Origin of the sequence: Bradyrhizobium sp. SZCCT0148 (assembly GCF_018129985.1) — a bacterium.
Classification (GTDB): Bacteria; Pseudomonadota; Alphaproteobacteria; order Rhizobiales; family Xanthobacteraceae; genus Bradyrhizobium; species Bradyrhizobium japonicum_H.
Window position 1 is genome coordinate 21905 of the sequence record NZ_JAFCKT010000002.1, and the last position, 18311, is coordinate 40215.

Genomic DNA, 18311 nt, shown 5'->3' on the forward strand with positions numbered 1-18311 from the left:
TGATAGCGCAGCATCCGGCACATCAAGAAATGCCGGAGCGAGGAAGCATGGCGCGCGCGAAGAACGTTCTCTGGATCATGTGCGACCAGCTTCGCTATGACTATCTCGGCTGCACCGGCCATCCCACGCTGAAGACACCGAATATCGACGCCATGGCTAAGCGCGGCGTGCTGTTCAGCAAGGCCTATGTGCAGTCGCCGATCTGCGGGCCGTCGCGGATGTCGTTCTACACCGGGCGTTACATGCGCTCGCACGGCTCGCACTGGAACGGCTGGCCGCTACGCGTCGGCGAGCCCACGCTCGGCGATCACCTGAAGAAGATCGGCGTGCGCAACGTGCTGGTCGGCAAGACCCACATGGCGCCCGACCTCGAAGGCATGAAGGCGCTCGGCATTCCGCCGGAATCCGTCATCGGCGTGCACGTCGCCGAATGCGGCTTCGAACCCTATGAACGCGACGACGGCCTGCATCCGACGGGCCGGCCGCGCCCGAAATACGACGAATATTTGCGCCAGCAGGGTTTCGAAGCCAGCAATCCCTGGGAGCACTGGGCCAATTCCGGCGCGGCGGAGGACGGCTCGTTGCAGAACGGCTGGCTGCTGGTACACGCCGACAAGGCCGCGCGGGTGCCGGACGAGCATTCCGAAACGCCCTACATGACGCGCCGCGCGATGGACTTCATCAGCGAGGCCGAGACCGACGGGCGGCCGTGGTGTCTGCATCTGTCCTACATCAAGCCGCATTGGCCCTATATTGCGCCCGAGCCCTACGCCAGCATGTATTCGCCTGACGACATGATCCCGGCGATCCGCTCGGAGCGCGAGCGGCAGAACCCGCATCCGGTGTTCGGCGCCTACATGGACATGCGCTACTCCCGCAACATGGCGCGCGACGAGGCCCGAGAGAAGGTGATCCCGACCTATATGGGCCTGATCACCCAGATCGACGACCAGATGGGCGTGCTGATGAAATTCCTGGAGGCGCGCGGCCTGCTGGACACCACCATGATCGTGTTCACCTCCGATCACGGCGATTACCTCGGCGATCACTGGATGGGTGAGAAGGATCTGTTTCACGAGCAGTCGGCAAAAATCCCGCTGATCGTCATCGACCCCTCGCAGGAGGCCGACGCCACGCGCGGCACGCGCAGCGATGCGCTGGTCGAGGCGATCGATCTCGCGCCGACCTTCGTCGACTATTTCGGCGGCAAGGCGCCGGGCCACATCCTCGAGGGACGCTCGCTGCTGCCACTGCTGCGCGGATCGACGCCGCCGGACTGGCGCAAGGTCGCGTTCTCCGAATACGACTACGCCATGCAGGATGTGCGGCTGAAGCTGAACCAGCCGATCGAGCGCTGCCGCCTGTTCATGGCGTTCGACGGCCGCTGGAAATACATCCATGCGTCAGGCTTCCGCCCGATGCTGTACGATCTCGAAACCGATCCGGAGGAATTTCTGGATCGCGGCGACGATCCGGATTGTGCAGGGATCATCGCGCGGCTGCAGGCCGAGCTGTTCGACTGGGCGCTGCATCCGAACGACCACATCACCACGCCGCGCGAGAAGATCGCGGCTTATGCGGACAACCAGCTCCAGGTGAAGGGCGGGGTGCTGATCGGCATCTGGGATGAGGCGGAGTTGGCGTCAATCAAGGACGGCATCGCCCAGCGCGCCAAGATGTGAGTGAGCGGAGCGAGGCTCTCTCTCCATTCGTCATGCCCGGGCTTGACCCGGGCATCGATGTCTTGCGGCAAGTCGCGCGTGCACGTGGATGGAGGAGTGTGAAACGCAAGTCAATTCTCGATCTTGTATCCTGTCGCCTTCACGATCGGCTGCCACAGCGCGATGTTCGCGGCGAGCTCCTGCGTCAATCCTTCCGGCGTCGAGCCGACCGGGATCAGCCCGATCGCGGTGAGCTTCTCCTTCACCTCGGGCTTGGCGAGTGCGGCGCTCGCGGCGGCTCCCAGCTTGCTGGCAAACTCCGGTGGGCTGCCGGCCGGAAGCCACATGCCGTACCAGGCGTCCGCGACGAGATCGATGCCGCTCTCCTTCAGCGTCGGCACCTCAGGCGCGAATGGTGAGCGCTCTGCGCTCGACACCGCGATGATCTTCACGCCCTTGGCACGGTGCTGCGGCAGCGCATCCGCCAACGTGACGATGCCGAACGAGATGTGACCGCCGATGATGTCGTTGAGGATCGGCGCGCTGCCGCGATAGGGCACGCGGGTCAGGGGCATGCCGAGATCCTTCTCGACCTTGGAGCCCATGAAATGCGGAATGGTGCCGTTGCTCGGCACGCCGAACGAGGCCTTGTCCGGATGCGCCTTTAGCCACGCCACGAAGCTCTTGAAGCCGACGGCGTCGATCGCCGGGTTGATCACCAGCGCGAATTCGAACCGCGCCAACAGCGACACCGGCATGAAATCCCTGGCCGTGTCGAAGCTCGGCGTCGTCTCCACCATCGGCAGCAGGTACATGGTGGGCCCCGTCGTCACCAGCACCATGCTGCCGTCGGCGCTGCCGCCCTTCACCGCCTTGATGCCGATCAGACCGTCGCCCCCGGTGCGGTTCTCGACCACCAGAGTCCGTTGAAGGACAGGCGCCATCTCCTGCGCCATCAGCCGGCACAGCGTGTCGCCGCCCGCGCCTGCCGCGAACGGGAAGATGATCTTGCTCAGCCCGGCCTGCGCTTGCGCCTCATTTGCCTGCGCCAGCAGCGGCAGGCCGATACATCCGGCCATGAATTTGCGGCGATCCATCCGTTTCCCCTCCGACCCTTTGTTGGTTGCCGGCATTAGAGCCGGGCCGGCGCCCAAGACAAGGCCGACCTTGGTTTGTTTACCATGTCGGCCGCCTTGCGCCGGCCATCGTCCTGCTGCAAAAGCTGGCTTATCGGCGCCGCTCTCTCGCTCCGCCGTTTCCGATGCAGAGCAGATCGTCAAAGCGCGCCAACACACATACCCACATGGCCAGTCCCGAACTCCGTCAATTCCGCCGCATCGTCGTCAAGGTCGGCTCCGCGCTGCTGGTCGATTCCGACAAGGGCGAGGTGCGGGCGTCCTGGCTCGCCGCGCTCGCCGACGACATGGCCAAGCTGCATCGCGAGGGCCGCGACGTCCTCGTCGTGTCCTCGGGCTCGATTGCGCTCGGCCGCAGCCGCCTCAAGCTGCCGCGCGGCCCGCTCAAGCTGGAAGAGAGCCAGGCCGCCGCCGCCGTCGGCCAGATCGCGCTGGCGCGGATCTGGTCCGAGGTGCTCGGGGCCCACGGCATCGGTGCCGGCCAGATCCTGGTCACGCCCGGGGATACCGAGGAGCGCCGCCGCTATCTCAATGCGCGCTCCACCATCGGCAAGCTGCTGGAGTGGCGCGCAATCCCCGTGATCAACGAGAACGACACGGTGGCGACCAACGAGATCCGCTACGGCGACAACGACCGCCTCGCCGCGCGCGTCGCCACCATGGCGAGCGCGGACCTGCTGGTGCTGCTGTCCGACATCGACGGGCTCTACGACGCCCCGCCGAAGAACAATCCGAACGCCAAGCTCATTCCGGTGGTCGAGAGCATCTCCTCGGAGATCGAGGCCGTGGCGGGCGACGCTGAATCCGAGCTGTCGCGCGGCGGCATGCGCACCAAGGTCGAGGCCGCCAAGATCGCCACCACCGGCGGCACGCATATGCTGATCGCCTCCGGCAAGATCGAGCATCCGCTGCAGGCGATCGCCGATGGCGGCCGCTGCACCTGGTTCCTGACGCCCGCCAATCCCATCACCTCGCGCAAACGCTGGATCGCCGGCACGCTGGAGCCGAAGGGCACCCTGACGATCGATGCCGGCGCCGTGACCGCGCTGCGCGCCGGCGCCAGCCTGCTGCCGGCCGGCGTGATCAAGGTCGAGGGCCAGTTCGCCCGCGGCGATGCCGTGATCGTGCGCGGCCCCGATACCAGCGAGATCGGCCGCGGCCTGATCGCCTACGATGCCGAGGTCGCCGAGCGGATCAAGGGCCGCTCCTCCCCCGATGTGATGAGCATTCTCGGTATCAGCGGGCGCTCGGAAATGATCCACCGCGACGATCTGGTGGTGGGCGGGTAGGAGGCCCCTGCCGTCATGCCCGGGCCTGTCCCGGGCATCCACGGTCTTGGGACCGCCTGAAAGGTCGTGGATGGCCGACGGCGGCCGGTGCCAACCGATGAGGGAGATCAGCCATACCCTCCCTGCCCTTCGCAAAAGCGGGATTTCCGTGCTAGGACACCGCCTTAGCAGAAGGTTGAACTCCCCATGGCCGCCCCCCTCAAAGCCGTCGACGGCAATGCCGATCTCCAGGCGCTGATGTCCGATCTCGGGACCCGCGCCCGTGCTGCTGCGCGCGTGCTGGCGCTGGCGCCGCCGGAGCAGAAGAACCGCGCGCTGGAAGCCATGGAGCGGGCGATCCGCCAAAACGCTCCGGCGATCCTTGCCGCCAATGCCGAGGACGTCGCCGAAGCCCGCGCCTCCGGCAATGCGACCTCCTCTTTCATCGATCGCCTGACGCTGACGCCAGCGCGGGTCGAGAGCATGGCCGAGGGTATCAGCATTGTGCGCGGCATCGCCGATCCCGTCGGCATCGTCACCGAGAGCTGGCAGCGGCCGAACGGCATGACCATCGAGCGCGTGCGCGTGCCGCTCGGCGTCGTCGGCGTGATCTTCGAGAGCCGGCCGAACGTTGCGGCGGATGCCGGCGTGCTCTGCCTGAAGTCCGGCAATGCCGTGGTCCTGCGCGGCGGCTCGGACAGTTTCCGGTCCTGCCGCGCGATCCATGACTGCCTGGTGCAGGGCCTGCGCGAGGCCGGCCTGCCTGAAGCTGCGATCACGCTGGTGCCGACGCGCGACCGCGCGGCGGTCGGCATGATGCTGTCGGGCCTCGACGGCACCATCGACGTGATCGTGCCCCGCGGCGGCAAGAGCCTCGTCGCGCGCGTCGAGCAGGAAGCGCGCGTGCCCGTGTTCGCGCATCTCGAAGGCGTGAACCACGTCTATGTCGATGCCAGCGCCGACCTCGCCATGGCGAAGTCGATCGTGCTCAACGCAAAAATGCGCCGCACCGGCGTCTGCGGCGCGGCCGAGACGCTGCTGGTCGATCGCGCTGCCGCGGCCAAGAATCTGAAGCCGCTGGTCGAGATGCTGATCGAAGCCGGCTGCGAAGTGCGCGGCGACGAAACGGTGCAAGCAACGGATGCGCGCGTCAAACCTGCGAGCAAGGACGATTGGGACACCGAATATCTCGACGCGATCATCGCGGCGAAGGTCGTGGACGGCGTCGACGGCGCAATCGCGCACATCCAGAACCACGGCTCGCATCACACCGATGCGATCGTGAGTGCCGATGAAGCGGCTGCGAAGAAATTCCTGAGCGAGGTCGATTCCGCGATCGTGCTGCACAACGCCTCGACGCAGTTCGCCGATGGCGGCGAGTTCGGCTTCGGCGCCGAGATCGGCATCGCCACCGGCCGCTTCCACGCCCGCGGCCCGGTCGGCGCCGAGCAGCTGACGAGCTTCAAGTATCGCGTTCACGGCACCGGGCAGACGCGGCCGTAAGTCATGGCGCAAGGCGCGAGTCATTGAGCAACAATTTCGTCGCGCCGCGGTTCTTCGCGCAGGCCGTACCGCCCTATACGAAGGGCATGCGCGTCGGCCTGCTCGGCGGCTCGTTCAATCCGCCCCACGAGGCCCATCGCGCGATCAGCCAGTTCGCCCTGAAGCGCCTTCAGCTCGATCGCGTGTGGTGGCTGGTGACCCCCGGCAATCCACTGAAGGAGAACGGTACGCTGCACGAACTCGGGGAGCGCATGCAGGCGGCGCGCGACGTCGCCGACGACCCGCGGATCGAGGTGAGCTGTCTCGAATCCGTCATTCGCACCCGCTATACTATCGACACGATCAACACCCTGCGCCGCCGCCTCAGCGGCTTGCGCTTTGTCTGGATTATGGGCGCCGACAACCTCGCTCAATTCCATCGTTGGCAGCAGTGGCGGCGCATCGCCGACCAGGTGCCGATTGCGGTCATCGATCGCCCGCCGCAGAGTTTCCGTGCCCTCGCTTCGCCCGCCGCCCAGGCGCTGGCGCGCTACCGCGTGCCCGAGAATGAGGCGGCATTGCTTGCAGATCGGCCGGCCCCGGCCTGGATTTTCCTGACCGGATTGAAGCTTAATCTCTCCTCGACCGGCTTACGGAACCCGGACGGGAGCTGGAAAGGTACGAAGTGAGACGGAGTGGCGGCGTCGTGGGGACGTCAGGCTCTCTGGCATATTGAAACCCTTAACCCCACATGATGTAGTGTAACCGGTGAGCGCCGGATTCGGCGTTCGCGATACAGTGAAAGGAATGGTCCCTGACCACATCTGTATTGTCCAAGTCAGCTTCGACGAAGTCTGTTTTACCCAAGGTTGCCAAGCCGGCGCGTAAAACCTCGGCCAAAGCTGCGGCCTTGAAGGCGCAACCCGACGCCGACAAGACGCTGAGCCTGATCCTCTCCCGCCTCGAGGACATGAAGGCGGAAGAGACTGTCACCATCGACCTTCGCGGCAAATCGGCGTACTCCGACTACATGATCGTCACCACCGGCCGGGTGAACCGGCACGTTGGCGCGATCGCGGAAAACGTCGCCAAGGGCCTCAAGGAAAACGGCATCAAGAACATCCATGTCGAGGGCTTGCCCAATTGCGACTGGGTGCTGATCGATTCCGGCGATGTGATCGTGCACGTGTTCAGACCCGAAGTCCGCGAGTTCTACAACCTCGAGCGGTTGTACACGCAGGGCCCAGGGGCTGCGAAAGCGATCTAGGCTCGCTGAGCCGATTTCGAATCGGCTGACGCGCATGCTAGCGTCGTGCGCGCGCCATTTGCGCGCGGTCTCGAAAACACGACCCTGAAGACATCATGCGCGTTGCTGTCATTGCGGTGGGCCGGCTGAAGCAGGGCCCCGAACGGGAACTTGCCGACCGTTATTTCGAGCGGTTCGACGAGGCCGGCCGCAAGCTCGGATTCCGCGAGCTGCTGGTTCACGAAATCCCCGAGAGCCGCGCGCGCGACACCGCGACGCGGATGACCGAAGAGGCCGCCGCGATCTCGGCGCATATCCCTGACAAATCGATCCTGGTGGCACTGGACGAGCGCGGGCAAAATCTCGACTCCACCGTATTCGCACGGCATCTCGGACGCTGGCGCGACGAAGGTGCCGGACAAACTATCTTCGTGATCGGAGGGGCGGACGGACTTTCGCCCGAATTGCGCCGTAAGGCCAAGCTTGCGATCGCGTTCGGCTCTGCGACCTGGCCGCACCAAATGGTCCGCGTCATGCTTCTGGAACAGCTTTATCGGGCCGCCACCATTCTGGCCGGTCACCCCTATCACCGCGCGTGATGCGCGCCACAACGAGCACCTTTGCCGACACGATGCGAGCGCCGCTCCTCAACCTGCTGCTGATCACCGGCGTCGCCGGCGCAAGCCTCGTGCAAGCTTGCATAAGCCTCGCGCAAGCTCAGACGGCAGCCCCGGCGCCACAGACCGCCGCCATATCGCCCGACGCCATCAAGCAGCGCGAGCAGGAGCTGGAAGCCGCGCGAGCCAGGCAGAAGAACGCCGAAGAAGCCCAGGCCAAGCTCAAGGCCGAGATCACCTCGCTCGGCCAGGACCGCACCCAGCTCAATCAGCAGCTGATCGACACCGCCGCCAATGTGCGCAGCGTCGAGACCAAGATCGACGAAACCGAAGCTCGGCTGCGCGCGCTCAACGGACGCGAGCAGGCGATGCGCGCCTCGCTCGATTCGCGCCGCGCCGACATCGTCGAGGTGCTGGCGGCGTTGCAGCGGGCCGGACGGCGCACGCCGCCGGCGCTGCTGGTGCGGCCCGAAGATGCGCTGCAATCGCTGCGCACGGCCATGCTGCTCGGCGCCGTGGTCCCGGAGTTGCGCGGCCGCGCCGAAAAGATCGCAAGCGAGCTCGGCGAGCTCGTGGCCTTGCGCAAGAATATCGCCACCGAGCGCGATCAGCTGGCCTCCGACCGCGACAAGGTCCGCAACGACCAGACCCGGCTCACCGCCCTCGTCGACGAGCGGCAGCGCCAGCAGGCGGAGCGCGAAAAGGATCTCAACGCCGAGAATTCGCGCGCGATCATGCTTTCAAAGCAGGTCGGCGATCTCCAGGGCCTGATCACCAAGATGGAGCAGGATCTGCAGAGCGCCGCCAAGGCCGCCGAGAAGGCTGCCGAGGCCGCAAGGCAGGCCGAGGCCAAGGCGGCGGCGGCCGCCAGCTCCAGCGCCAAATCCGGCCCGGGCGTGTTCAAGGACCGGTCCCGGACCACCCCCGCGATCGTCTTTGCCTCCGCCAAGGGTCTCCTGCCGCTTCCGGTTAACGGTAACAAGATCAGGGATTTCGGCGGTTCCGACGGGGTCGGCGGGGTTCAGAAGGGCATTTCGCTGGCGACCAAGCCCGGCTCCCAGGTCACAACGCCGTGTGACGGCTGGGTGGTCTACTCAGGTCCGTTCCGCAGCTATGGACAACTCTTGATCCTCAATGCCGGGGGCGGGTATCATGTCCTGATCGCCGGGATGGAGCGCATTTCGGTCAACATCGGACAGTTTGTGCTCACGGGGGAGCCGGTTGCGACGATGGGATCGACCTCTCAGGTCGCCTCCATTCTCGCGACGAACGCGAGCCAACCTGTGCTGTATGTCGAGTTCCGTAAGGACGGCACTCCAATCGATCCAGGCCCATGGTGGGCCGCAAATGAAGGCGAGAAGGTTCGCGGATGATGCGCAAGACTTCAGTAATCCTCCTCAGCGCGGCCACCGGTGCGGCGCTGATGCTGTTCGTGACCCAGCCGCGCGCGGTGTTCATGGGCTCCAGCGCGCGAGCCGCCACCGCGGACACCTATCGCCAGCTCAATCTGTTCGGCGACGTCTTCGAGCGCGTGCGCTCCGACTATGTCGAGAAGCCCGACGATACCAAGCTGATCGAATCCGCCATCAGCGGCATGCTCACCGGCCTCGATCCGCATTCGAGCTACATGGACGCCAAGAGCTTCCGCGACATGCAGGTGCAGACCCGCGGTGAGTTCGGCGGTCTCGGCATCGAGGTGACGATGGAAGACGGCCTGATCAAGGTGGTCTCGCCGATCGACGACACCCCGGCCTCGCGCGCCGGCGTCATGGCCAACGACATCATCACCAATCTCGACGACGAGGCGGTGCAGGGCCTGACCCTGAACCAGGCGGTCGAGAAGATGCGCGGCCCGGTCAACACCAAGATCAGGCTCAAGATCATCCGCAAGGGCCAGGACAATCCGATCGACGTCACCCTGGTGCGCGACAACATACGCGTCCGCTCGGTGCGCGCGCGCGTCGAGGCCGACGACATCGCCTATATCCGCATCACCACCTTCAACGAGCAGACCACCGAGGGCCTGAAGCGCGAGGTCGCCAACCTCTCGAATCAGATCGGCGACAAGCTGAAGGGCTACGTCATCGACCTCCGCAACAATCCGGGCGGCCTGCTCGAGGAAGCGGTCACCGTCTCCGACGCGTTCCTGGAGAAGGGCGAGATCGTGTCGACCCGCGGCCGCAATGCCGAGGAGACCCAGCGTCGCACCGCACATTCGGGCGATCTGACCAAGGGCAAGCCCATCATCGTGCTGGTCAATGGCGGCTCGGCCTCGGCGTCGGAAATCGTCGCCGGCGCGCTGCAGGACCACAAGCGCGCGACCATCGTCGGCACGCGCTCGTTCGGCAAGGGCTCGGTGCAGACCATCATTCCGCTCGGGAGCGGCAATGGCGCGCTGCGGCTGACCACCGCGCGCTATTACACGCCGTCGGGCAAGTCGATCCAGGCCAAGGGCATCGTGCCCGACATCGAAGTGCTGCAGGACGTGCCGGACGAGCTGAAGTCGCGCACCGATACCAAGGGCGAGGCCTCGCTGCGCGGCCATCTCAAGAATGACGGCGACGAGAAGACCGGCTCGCAGTCCTACGTCCCGCCGGACGCCAAGGACGACAAGGCGCTCAAGCTCGCCGGCGACCTGCTCCACGGCATCAAGAACAGCGCCTCCGCCGCGCCCATTCCCGGCGGCGACAACAAGGCCACGACCGACAAGCCCAAGGCAGCGAACTAAGGCTACCAGCCGATCCTGGCATGACGCGATCTGACGAAAAGGGCGGCTCCTGGAGCCGCCCTTTTTGCTTGAACTCCGGTCCCCGGCCTTTCCCGGCCTGCCGCCGCTTGACCCCGGCGTGGTATCGTCATTGGCAGTGATTCGGGATCGCGCATGACTGAAACGGCCGATGATCTGAGCGCCCCGCTCGGACAGGACAAGCCGCGGCGGAAACGCCGGCTGCGGCTGCCGTTCACGGCCATGCAGGCGCTCGCCGTGCTGCTCGGCCTGTTCCTCCTGACCTTTGCCGGCTTCGCCATCTTCAACAAGGATCCGCTCGGCGGCGAGCCGATGTCGCGGATCGCGATTCGCGAGAACGGCGCCAGCAAGGCGACCGATGAGAAGCCCTCCGCCGGCCACGGCCAGGCTGGCAAGCAAGAGAGCAAGCACGACAGCCAGGAGGCGCCGAAGCAGGCCGCGCCCGGCGAACAGAAGACCGTCACCATGATCGACGGCTCCACCGGCGCCCGCCACGACGTGGTGATCGGCGCCGGCGAGGACGGCGGCGACAAGGCCGGAACCGCGTCTGCCCCGCCGCCCGTCATGGCTGGGATCAATCCAAAACTGCTGGAGAAATCACGCTACGGCATGATCCCGATGGTCGCCGACGGGCTGAAGCCGTTCAACGTCTATGCGGCTGACGCCGATCGCGCCAAGGCCGCCAAGATGCCGGTGGTCGCCATCGTGATCGGCGGCCTCGGCGTCGGCGCCGCCAAGACCGCCGATGCCATCATGAAGCTGCCGGCGGCGGTCACGCTGGCCTTCACGCCCTACGGCACCGATCCCGGCAAGCTCGCCGAACGGGCCCGCGCGCAGCGCCACGAAATCTTCCTCCAGATCCCGATGGAGCCTTACGACTTCCCCGACAATGATCCGGGACCGCAGACGCTGCTGACCTCGCTCAGCACCGACCAGAACATGGACCGCCTGTACTGGCATTTCAGCCGGATGCAGGGTTATGCCGGCATCACCAATTTCATGGGCGCCCGCTTCATCGCGACGGAGGCTGCGATGCAGCCGATCATCCGCGAGGCGGCCAAGCGCGGCCTCGGCTTCTTCGACGACGGCTCCTCGCCCCGCAGCATCGCAGGCCCGGCCGCGGCGAGCGCGGCGATGCCGTTCGGCAGGGGCGACATCGCGATCGACGTGGTGCCGACGCCGACCGAGATCGACCGCGCCCTGAACAAGCTCGAATCGGCGGCGCGCGAGCGCGGCGCGGCTGTCGGCACGGCTAGCGCCCTGCCCGTCTCGATCGAGCGCATCGGCGCCTGGACCAAGGCATTGGGCGACCGGGGTATCCTTTTGGTGCCATTGACAACCGCGATGCTGAAATCAAAATCCAGCTAAATCAACGGATTGGTACGGCACGGGTCCCGCGGACCGGTCAAGCCGCAACCAGCAGCATGCGAGAGGTCTGGCGGAATGGCGCGTTATGAGGATCTGCCCTACCGGACCTGCGTCGGCGTGATGCTGATCAATAAAGATGGCCTGGTGTTCATCGGCCGCCGCGCCGGCGGCATCGAGCATGTCGACGACACCCATGTCTGGCAGATGCCGCAAGGCGGCGTCGATCCCGGCGAGGACACCTGGGATGCCGCCAAGCGCGAACTCTATGAGGAGACCAGCGTGCGCTCGGTCGAGCGGCTCGGCGAGGTCCCGGACTGGCTCACTTACGACATTCCGCGCACGGTCGCGGGGCGCGCCTGGAAGGGCCGCTACCGCGGCCAGCGCCAGAAATGGTTCGCAGTGCGCTTCACCGGCAAGGACAGCGAGATCAATGTCGAGAAGCCCGGCGGGGGCGGCCACAAGGCCGAATTCGTCAGCTGGCGCTGGGAGCCGATGAAGAACCTGACCGGGCTGATCATTCCCTTCAAGCGCCCGGTCTATGAGCGCGTGGTGCAGGAATTTTCCGCGCTGGCGGACCAATAAATCGAATTGTCGTCCCGGCTTCGGTGCTAATGCAGCCGGGAATGACGACGAGAGATTTGCGCGTGACGAGTGAAAAGCCCTACCGCCCCAACGTGGGGATCGCCCTCTTCAACGCCGAAGGCCGCGTTCTGATCGGTCACCGCTTCAAGGGCGACGGGCCCGAGATCATCCTGCCGGGACTCGACTGGCAGATGCCGCAGGGCGGCGTCGACGACGGCGAGAACTTGCGCGATGCCGCGATGCGCGAGCTCTGGGAGGAGACCAGCGTCAAGAGCGCGACCTATCTCGGCGAGACCGACTGGCTCACCTACGAATTTCCGCCTTACGACGGACCACAGACGCATCGCCTCGCGAAATTCCGCGGCCAGCAGCAGAAATGGTTCGCGCTGCGCTTCACCGGCAAGGATGACGAGATCGACCCGTTGACGCCGCGCAACGGACAGCCGGCGGAGTTCGATGCCTGGCGCTGGGAGCGGCTGGATCGCGTCGCCGATGTCGTGGTGCCGTTTCGCCGGGAGGTCTATCGCGCAGTGGCCGAGCAGTTCTCGGGCTTCGCGGGCTGAAATCGCGAAAACAACCCCATGCACAGTAGCGATGGGGTTGAAATGGCTGGATAATTTTTTCAGGCGATTGGCATGTGAGGTGGCCCCGCCAAGCGGGGTCCAACAAAGTTTCAGCGCCCGCCACTTCCGTGACGAGCGCTGAATTTTATCCAAAAAAATCCAAGGCTTGAGCCCCGGAGCGGTGCCCCGGGGCTTAGTGCATAGCCGTCGAGCTGAGCTGCTGCTGGATGCTCTTGAAGTGGTCGAGCCGCTCGATGGCGTTATCGAGCGCGCTGCCTTCATGCTCCTTCAGGCCCTCTTCCATCTCGGAGACGGTCGCGGCGAACTGGGCGCGGTCGAGCTCGGCCAGCGACGTCGCGACGTCGGCGAGCACAGTCAGGCCCTTCTCGGAGACTTCGGCGAGACCACCGAGCACGATGATCTTCTCATGCTTGCCGCCGGCGGTGATGGTGAGGATGCCCGGACGGATTGCAGCCACGACCGGGGCATGTCCTGCCAGGACGCCGAAATCACCCTCGACGCCGGGGATGTCGACCTGATCGACCTCGCCCGAGAATGCGAGCTTTTCCGGAGAGACGAGATCGAAGTGGAAGGTGGCCATGGGCTATCCGTTGTTTTCCGCTTGTCACCCGCGGGCCTGACCCGCGGGTCCCTCCATCAAAATTCTCTTTTGATGGATCGCCGGACTCGACGAAAAGACGCGCTTCGCGCTTTTGCCCGGCGATGACGAGATGAGAAGGCTTAGGCGGCTTCCGCCGCCAGCTTCTTGCCCTTCTCGACGGCTTCCTCGATCGTGCCGACCATGTAGAAGGCGGCTTCGGGCAGGTGGTCGTACTTGCCTTCCACCAGGCCCTTGAAGCCCTTGATGGTGTCGGCGAGCTCGACGAACTTGCCCGGCGATCCCGTGAAGATTTCGGCGACGTGGAACGGCTGCGACATGAAGCGCTCGACCTTGCGGGCGCGCGCCACCGTCAGCTTGTCCTCTTCCGAAAGCTCGTCCATGCCGAGAATGGCGATGATGTCCTGAAGCGCCTTGTAGCGCTGCAGCACCTGCTGGACCTGACGGGCGACCGCGTAGTGCTCCTCACCGACGACCAGCGGGGAAAGCATGCGCGAGGTCGAGTCGAGCGGATCCACCGCCGGATAGATGCCCTTTTCGGCGATCGAGCGCGACAGCGTGGTGGTCGCGTCCAAATGCGCGAACGAGGTCGCGGGCGCCGGGTCGGTCAAGTCGTCGGCCGGAACGTAGATGGCCTGCACCGAGGTGATCGAACCCTTCTGCGTGGTGGTGATGCGCTCCTGCAGCGCGCCCATGTCGGTGGCGAGCGTCGGCTGATAACCCACCGCCGAAGGAATACGACCCAACAGCGCCGACACTTCCGAGCCCGCCTGGGTGAAGCGGAAGATGTTGTCGACGAAGAACAGCACGTCCTGGCCCTTGTCGCGGAAGTCTTCCGCGATGGTCAGACCCGTGAGCGCGACGCGGGCGCGGGCGCCGGGCGGCTCGTTCATCTGGCCGAACACCAGCGCGCACTTCGACTTCACGCTCGGATCCGGATTCTTCGGATCGGCATTGACCTTGGATTCGATGAACTCGTGATAGAGGTCGTTGCCCTCGCGGGTACGCTCGCCGACGCCGGCGAACACGGAGTAACCACCGTGCGCCTTCGCGACGTTGTTGATCAGCTCCTGAATCAGCACGGTCTTGCCGACGCCGGCGCCGCCGAACAGGCCGATCTTGCCGCCCTTCGCATACGGAGCGAGGAGGTCGACGACCTTGATGCCGGTGACGAGAATTTCAGCTTCGGTCGACTGGTCGGTGTAGCTCGGCGCTTCCTGGTGGATCGGGCGCAGGCCTTCGGTCTTGACCGGACCGGCTTCGTCGATCGGCTCCCCGATCACGTTGATGATGCGGCCGAGCGTGCCCTCGCCGACCGGAACGCGGATCGGCTGGCCGGTGTCGGTCACTTCCTGGCCGCGCACCAGACCTTCGGTCACGTCCATCGCGATCGTGCGCACGGTGGACTCACCGAGATGCTGCGCAACTTCCAGCACGAGGCGGATGTTGCCGTTCTTGGTTTCCAGCGAATTGAGAATGGCCGGGAGGTGGCCCTCGAACTGAACGTCGACGACGGCACCCATGACCTGGGTGACCCGACCGACCTGGGTAGCTGCTGTAGCCATGAAGCTCTCCTTCGAAATTCTGTACTTGAACGACCGTCGTTTGGTTGGTGCGTCAGACCGCCTCGGCGCCGGAGATGATCTCGATCAGCTCCTTGGTGATCTGGGCTTGACGGGTTCGGTTGTAGATCTGGGTTTGCTTGCGGATCATTTCGCCAGCGTTGCGGGTGGCATTATCCATCGAGCTCATCTGCGCGCCGTAGAACGAGGCGTTGTTTTCCAGCAGCGCGCGGAAGATCTGCACCGCGATGTTGCGCGGCAACAGGCCGGAGAGGAGTTCGTCCTCCTCCGGCTCGTATTCGTAGGACGTCGTCGGCGCATTCGCCGCCTTCGCTTCAACGACCAGCGGGATGATCTGCTGGGCGGTCGGGACCTGGGCGATCACCGACTTGAACTGCGCGTAGAACAGCGTGCAGACGTCGAACTCGCCGTTCTCGAAACGGGCCAGCACCTTCCTGGCGATGTCCTCGGCGTTGACGAAGCCGAGCTGACGAACGCTGCGCAGGTCGAGATGCTCGACGATCTGCTTGTCGAACAGGCGGCGGAGCTGCTCGTAGCCCTTGCGGCCGACGCAGAAGAACTTCACTTCCTTGCCCTGCGCCATCAGCGCCTGGGCGCGATCGCGCGCGAGACGCACGATCGAGGAGTTGAAGGCGCCGGACAGGCCGCGCTCGCCGGTGCAGACCAGCAGCAGGTGAACCTGATCCTTGCCGGTGCCGCCGAGCAGCGCCGGCGCGCCGGGCGAACCCGCGGCAGCGCTGGCGATGTTGGAGATCACCGCGCTCATCTTGTCGGCGTAAGGCCGGGCCGCCTCGGCGGCCTGCTGGGCACGGCGCAACCTGGACGCAGCAACCATCTGCATCGCCTTGGTGATCTTTTGCGTCGCCTTGGTGGAGGCGATGCGGACGCGCATGTCTTTAAGAGACGCCATTCTTCGTTCACCCCGGCGGTTCGATGCAACACCGAACCGCTAGCCTGTCCCTATCGCGATGCCCGGCCGGGCGCCGGGCACGCTTCTCGTTGTCTTGTCTCTTGCGAAGCGATCACGGCCGGAACAATCCGGCCATGCTGCTGTTACGCAGAGCTCGTTACGCAAAGCTCTTGGCAAAACCTTCGACCACCGACTTCAGCTTGGCGGCGGTGTCGTCGGAGAGGTCGCGGCTGTCGCGGATCGAGTTGAGGATCTCGACGTTCTTGCCGCGCAGCAGCGACAACAGGCCGTCCTCGAATGCGCGCACCTTGCTGACCGGGAGCGGATCGAGATAGCCGTTGGTGCCGGCCCAGATCACGCAGACCTGCTCTTCCATCTTCAGCGGCGCGAACTGCGGCTGCTTCAGCAGCTCGGTCAGGCGCGAACCGCGGTTGAGGAGGCGCTGGGTCGAGGCATCGAGGTCGGAGCCGAACTGCGCGAACGCCGCCATTTCGCGGTACTGCGCGAGCTCGCCCTTGATCTTGCCGGCGACCTTCTTGGTGGCCTTGGTCTGCGCCGAGGAGCCGACGCGCGACACCGACAGACCGACGTTCACGGCGGGACGGATGCCCTGGAAGAACAGGTCGGTTTCCAGGAAGATCTGGCCGTCCGTGATCGAAATGACGTTGGTCGGGATGTAGGCTGACACGTCGTTGGCCTGGGTTTCGATGACCGGCAGCGCCGTCAGCGAGCCCGAACCATGGTCCGCATTCAGCTTCGCCGCACGCTCGAGCAGGCGGGAATGCAGATAGAACACGTCGCCAGGATAGGCTTCGCGGCCCGGCGGGCGGCGCAGCAGCAGCGACATCTGGCGATAAGCGACGGCCTGCTTGGACAGATCGTCATAGATGATGACCGCGTGCATGCCGTTGTCGCGGAAATACTCGCCCATGGTGCAGCCGGTGAACGGCGCGATGTACTGCATCGGCGCCGGATCCGACGCGGTGGCGGCGACGACGATCGAGTACTCGAGCGCGCCCTGCTCTTCCAGCACCTTGACGAACTGGGCGACGGTGGAACGCTTCTGGCCGACCGCGACGTAGACGCAGTACAGCTTGATGTTCTCGTCGGGCTGCGCGTTGAGCGGCTTCTGGTTCAGGATGGTGTCGAGCGCGATCGCGGTCTTGCCGGTCTGACGGTCGCCGATGATCAGCTCGCGCTGGCCGCGGCCGATCGGGATCAGGGCGTCGATCGCCTTGAGGCCGGTCGCCATCGGCTCGTTCACCGATTTGCGCGGGATGATGCCGGGTGCCTTGACGTCGACGCGCATGCGCTTGTCGGCCTGGATCGGACCCTTGCCGTCGATGGGATTGCCGAGCGCGTCGACGACGCGGCCGAGCAGGCCCTTGCCGACCGGGGCGTCCACGATGGCGCGGGTGCGCTTGACGGTCTGGCCTTCCTTGATCTCGCGGTCGGCGCCGAAAATAACGACACCGACGTTGTCGGTTTCGAGGTTCAGCGCCATGCCGCGGGTGCCGTTCTCGAACTCGACCATTTCGCCGGCCTGGACGTTATCCAGACCGTAGACGCGGGCGATACCGTCGCCGACGGACAGCACCTGTCCGACTTCGGAGACTTCAGCTTCCTGGCCGAAATTCTTGATCTGGTCCTTGAGGATCGCGGAAATTTCCGCGGCGCGGATGTCCATCAGCCTGCCTCTTTCATCGCGTGCTTGATCGAATTGAGTTTGGTGCGAAGCGAACTATCGATCATGCGGCTGCCGAGCTTGACGACGAGGCCACCGATGATCGAGGGATCGACATTCACGTTGAGCGCGACGTCCTTGCCGGTCACCGACTTCAGGGCAACCTTGAGGGCGTCGAGATTCTTGTCCGAAAGCGTTTCCGCCACGGTGACGTCGGCCGTCACCTCGCCCTTGAACCGGGCGACCAGGGCGCGGTAGGCGCGAATGACGTCGGCCACCACGAACAGGCGGCGATTGGCGGTCAGGACTTTGAGGAAATTGGCGGAGATGCCGGCGATGCCGGCCTTGGCCAGCACGGCCGAAAGCGCCCTGGACTGGGCATCGGCTGCGAAAACCGGGCTGCGGACGAGGCGCTTCAGATCAGAGCTCTCGTTCAGCATGGCCTCGAATTTCTCGAGATCGGCTTTGACCTCGTCGACCACTTTCTGGTCGAGAGCCAGATCGAACAAGGCCGTTGCATAACGACCGGACACACCGGAAACGGACGTATCTTCTGCAGCCACAGACGCGCTCTTTTTGCTGTCAAACTCGCAAGGGAAAAACCGTCGCCACGAAGCGGCGCCAAGCGATCCAAGCCCTTGGAATTCAAGCGGGACTTCGATTTCCGGCCGACACGGGACGTGCCGGGTCCGTTAAAATCGCGGCTTTGCTAACATAGCAGGCGCGCAGGTGCAACATGACGCCAAATTAAAGGCACGTGGTTCTGTCGCCAGTTCGTCGCACGCTGGATGCGTCAATCATGTGATCCGACGATTGCAACAAGAAACGAGCAACGACTTGGCGTCG

Annotated in this window: 17 protein-coding genes; 11 read left to right on the forward strand and 6 right to left on the reverse strand. The window is 65.0% G+C overall.

Annotated elements, in window-relative coordinates; genetic code table 11:
* Positions 1-47 precede the first annotated feature (47 nt).
* Positions 48-1682 carry an alkaline phosphatase family protein gene (locus JQ580_RS08510; protein WP_212279312.1) on the forward strand — a complete coding sequence of 545 codons (1635 nt, stop codon included), beginning with the start codon at positions 48-50 and terminating at the stop codon, positions 1680-1682.
* A 110-nt stretch (positions 1683-1792) separates the two neighbouring features.
* On the opposite strand, the gene JQ580_RS08515 is transcribed toward JQ580_RS08510, so the two are convergent.
* Positions 1793-2758 (reverse strand): Bug family tripartite tricarboxylate transporter substrate binding protein, encoded by a 966-nt coding sequence (locus JQ580_RS08515; RefSeq protein ID WP_212279314.1) that lies wholly within the window; start codon positions 2756-2758, stop codon positions 1793-1795.
* 206 nt (positions 2759-2964) lie between these two features.
* Here JQ580_RS08515 and proB point away from each other — a divergent pair, with 206 nt between their 5' ends.
* The 10 genes from proB to JQ580_RS08565 all read left to right on the forward strand — a co-directional run bounded on the left by proB (position 2965) and on the right by JQ580_RS08565 (position 12669).
* Positions 2965-4086: a glutamate 5-kinase gene (gene proB / locus JQ580_RS08520; RefSeq protein WP_212279316.1), complete on the forward strand. Its 1122-nt coding sequence runs from the start codon at positions 2965-2967 to the stop codon at positions 4084-4086.
* 186 nt (positions 4087-4272) lie between these two features.
* Complete coding sequence (locus JQ580_RS08525) at positions 4273-5568, forward strand: glutamate-5-semialdehyde dehydrogenase (protein WP_212279317.1); 1296 nt, start codon at positions 4273-4275, stop codon at positions 5566-5568.
* Between the two features lie 23 nt (positions 5569-5591).
* On the forward strand, positions 5592-6236 hold the full coding sequence (locus JQ580_RS08530; RefSeq protein ID WP_212279319.1) for a nicotinate-nucleotide adenylyltransferase: 645 nt from the start codon (positions 5592-5594) through the stop codon (positions 6234-6236).
* A 221-nt stretch (positions 6237-6457) separates the two neighbouring features.
* On the forward strand, positions 6458-6814 hold the full coding sequence (rsfS, locus tag JQ580_RS08535) for a ribosome silencing factor (RefSeq protein WP_018318847.1): 357 nt from the start codon (positions 6458-6460) through the stop codon (positions 6812-6814).
* Positions 6815-6909: 95 nt separating this feature from the next.
* Positions 6910-7392: a 23S rRNA (pseudouridine(1915)-N(3))-methyltransferase RlmH gene (gene rlmH / locus JQ580_RS08540; RefSeq protein ID WP_106947104.1), complete on the forward strand. Its 483-nt coding sequence runs from the start codon at positions 6910-6912 to the stop codon at positions 7390-7392.
* Positions 7393-7424: 32 nt separating this feature from the next.
* Positions 7425-8783, forward strand: coding sequence for a murein hydrolase activator EnvC family protein (locus JQ580_RS08545; RefSeq protein ID WP_212279321.1), 1359 nt, complete (start codon positions 7425-7427; stop codon positions 8781-8783).
* Positions 8780-10138: a S41 family peptidase gene (locus tag JQ580_RS08550; protein ID WP_212279323.1), complete on the forward strand. Its 1359-nt coding sequence runs from the start codon at positions 8780-8782 to the stop codon at positions 10136-10138. The genes JQ580_RS08545 and JQ580_RS08550 overlap by 4 nt, the downstream gene beginning before the upstream one ends.
* A 153-nt stretch (positions 10139-10291) precedes the next feature.
* The gene (locus JQ580_RS08555; RefSeq protein ID WP_212279325.1) at positions 10292-11524 is read left to right on the forward strand and encodes a divergent polysaccharide deacetylase family protein; all 1233 of its coding nucleotides are present in this window, start codon (positions 10292-10294) and stop codon (positions 11522-11524) included.
* Positions 11525-11599: 75 nt separating this feature from the next.
* Positions 11600-12106: an RNA pyrophosphohydrolase gene (locus JQ580_RS08560; protein ID WP_212279327.1), complete on the forward strand. Its 507-nt coding sequence runs from the start codon at positions 11600-11602 to the stop codon at positions 12104-12106.
* A 62-nt stretch (positions 12107-12168) separates the two neighbouring features.
* The gene (locus tag JQ580_RS08565) at positions 12169-12669 is read left to right on the forward strand and encodes an RNA pyrophosphohydrolase (protein ID WP_212279329.1); all 501 of its coding nucleotides are present in this window, start codon (positions 12169-12171) and stop codon (positions 12667-12669) included.
* A 193-nt stretch (positions 12670-12862) separates the two neighbouring features.
* Here the strand turns inward: JQ580_RS08565 and JQ580_RS08570 are convergent, their stop codons facing one another.
* The 5 genes from JQ580_RS08570 to JQ580_RS08590 all read right to left on the reverse strand — a co-directional run bounded on the left by JQ580_RS08570 (position 12863) and on the right by JQ580_RS08590 (position 18028).
* On the reverse strand, positions 12863-13270 hold the full coding sequence (locus JQ580_RS08570; RefSeq protein WP_212279331.1) for a F0F1 ATP synthase subunit epsilon: 408 nt from the start codon (positions 13268-13270) through the stop codon (positions 12863-12865).
* A 140-nt stretch (positions 13271-13410) separates the two neighbouring features.
* On the reverse strand, positions 13411-14853 hold the full coding sequence (gene atpD, locus JQ580_RS08575; protein ID WP_212279333.1) for a F0F1 ATP synthase subunit beta: 1443 nt from the start codon (positions 14851-14853) through the stop codon (positions 13411-13413).
* Positions 14854-14905: 52 nt separating this feature from the next.
* On the reverse strand, positions 14906-15781 hold the full coding sequence (locus JQ580_RS08580; RefSeq protein ID WP_212279335.1) for a F0F1 ATP synthase subunit gamma: 876 nt from the start codon (positions 15779-15781) through the stop codon (positions 14906-14908).
* A 157-nt stretch (positions 15782-15938) separates the two neighbouring features.
* Positions 15939-17468: a F0F1 ATP synthase subunit alpha gene (gene atpA / locus JQ580_RS08585; RefSeq protein WP_212279337.1), complete on the reverse strand. Its 1530-nt coding sequence runs from the start codon at positions 17466-17468 to the stop codon at positions 15939-15941.
* Entirely contained in the window at positions 17468-18028 is a 561-nt protein-coding gene (locus JQ580_RS08590; RefSeq protein WP_212279338.1) for a F0F1 ATP synthase subunit delta, read from the reverse strand. The genes atpA and JQ580_RS08590 overlap by 1 nt, the downstream gene beginning before the upstream one ends.
* Positions 18029-18311 lie beyond the last annotated feature (283 nt).

What these genes read in the sequence shown, in the direction of transcription:
- JQ580_RS08510 (WP_212279312.1), top strand. Translation starts at nt 48, where the DNA reads ATGGCGCGCGCGAAGAACGTTCTCTGGATCATGTGCGACCAGCTTCGC.
- JQ580_RS08515 (WP_212279314.1), bottom strand. Translation starts at nt 2,758, where the DNA reads ATGGATCGCCGCAAATTCATGGCCGGATGTATCGGCCTGCCGCTGCTG.
- proB (WP_212279316.1), top strand. Translation starts at nt 2,965, where the DNA reads ATGGCCAGTCCCGAACTCCGTCAATTCCGCCGCATCGTCGTCAAGGTC.
- JQ580_RS08525 (WP_212279317.1), top strand. Translation starts at nt 4,273, where the DNA reads ATGGCCGCCCCCCTCAAAGCCGTCGACGGCAATGCCGATCTCCAGGCG.
- rlmH (WP_106947104.1), top strand. Translation starts at nt 6,910, where the DNA reads ATGCGCGTTGCTGTCATTGCGGTGGGCCGGCTGAAGCAGGGCCCCGAA.
- JQ580_RS08545 (WP_212279321.1), top strand. Translation starts at nt 7,425, where the DNA reads ATGCGAGCGCCGCTCCTCAACCTGCTGCTGATCACCGGCGTCGCCGGC.
- JQ580_RS08550 (WP_212279323.1), top strand. Translation starts at nt 8,780, where the DNA reads ATGATGCGCAAGACTTCAGTAATCCTCCTCAGCGCGGCCACCGGTGCG.
- JQ580_RS08555 (WP_212279325.1), top strand. Translation starts at nt 10,292, where the DNA reads ATGACTGAAACGGCCGATGATCTGAGCGCCCCGCTCGGACAGGACAAG.
- JQ580_RS08560 (WP_212279327.1), top strand. Translation starts at nt 11,600, where the DNA reads ATGGCGCGTTATGAGGATCTGCCCTACCGGACCTGCGTCGGCGTGATG.
- JQ580_RS08570 (WP_212279331.1), bottom strand. Translation starts at nt 13,270, where the DNA reads ATGGCCACCTTCCACTTCGATCTCGTCTCTCCGGAAAAGCTCGCATTC.
- atpD (WP_212279333.1), bottom strand. Translation starts at nt 14,853, where the DNA reads ATGGCTACAGCAGCTACCCAGGTCGGTCGGGTCACCCAGGTCATGGGT.
- JQ580_RS08580 (WP_212279335.1), bottom strand. Translation starts at nt 15,781, where the DNA reads ATGGCGTCTCTTAAAGACATGCGCGTCCGCATCGCCTCCACCAAGGCG.
- atpA (WP_212279337.1), bottom strand. Translation starts at nt 17,468, where the DNA reads ATGGACATCCGCGCCGCGGAAATTTCCGCGATCCTCAAGGACCAGATC.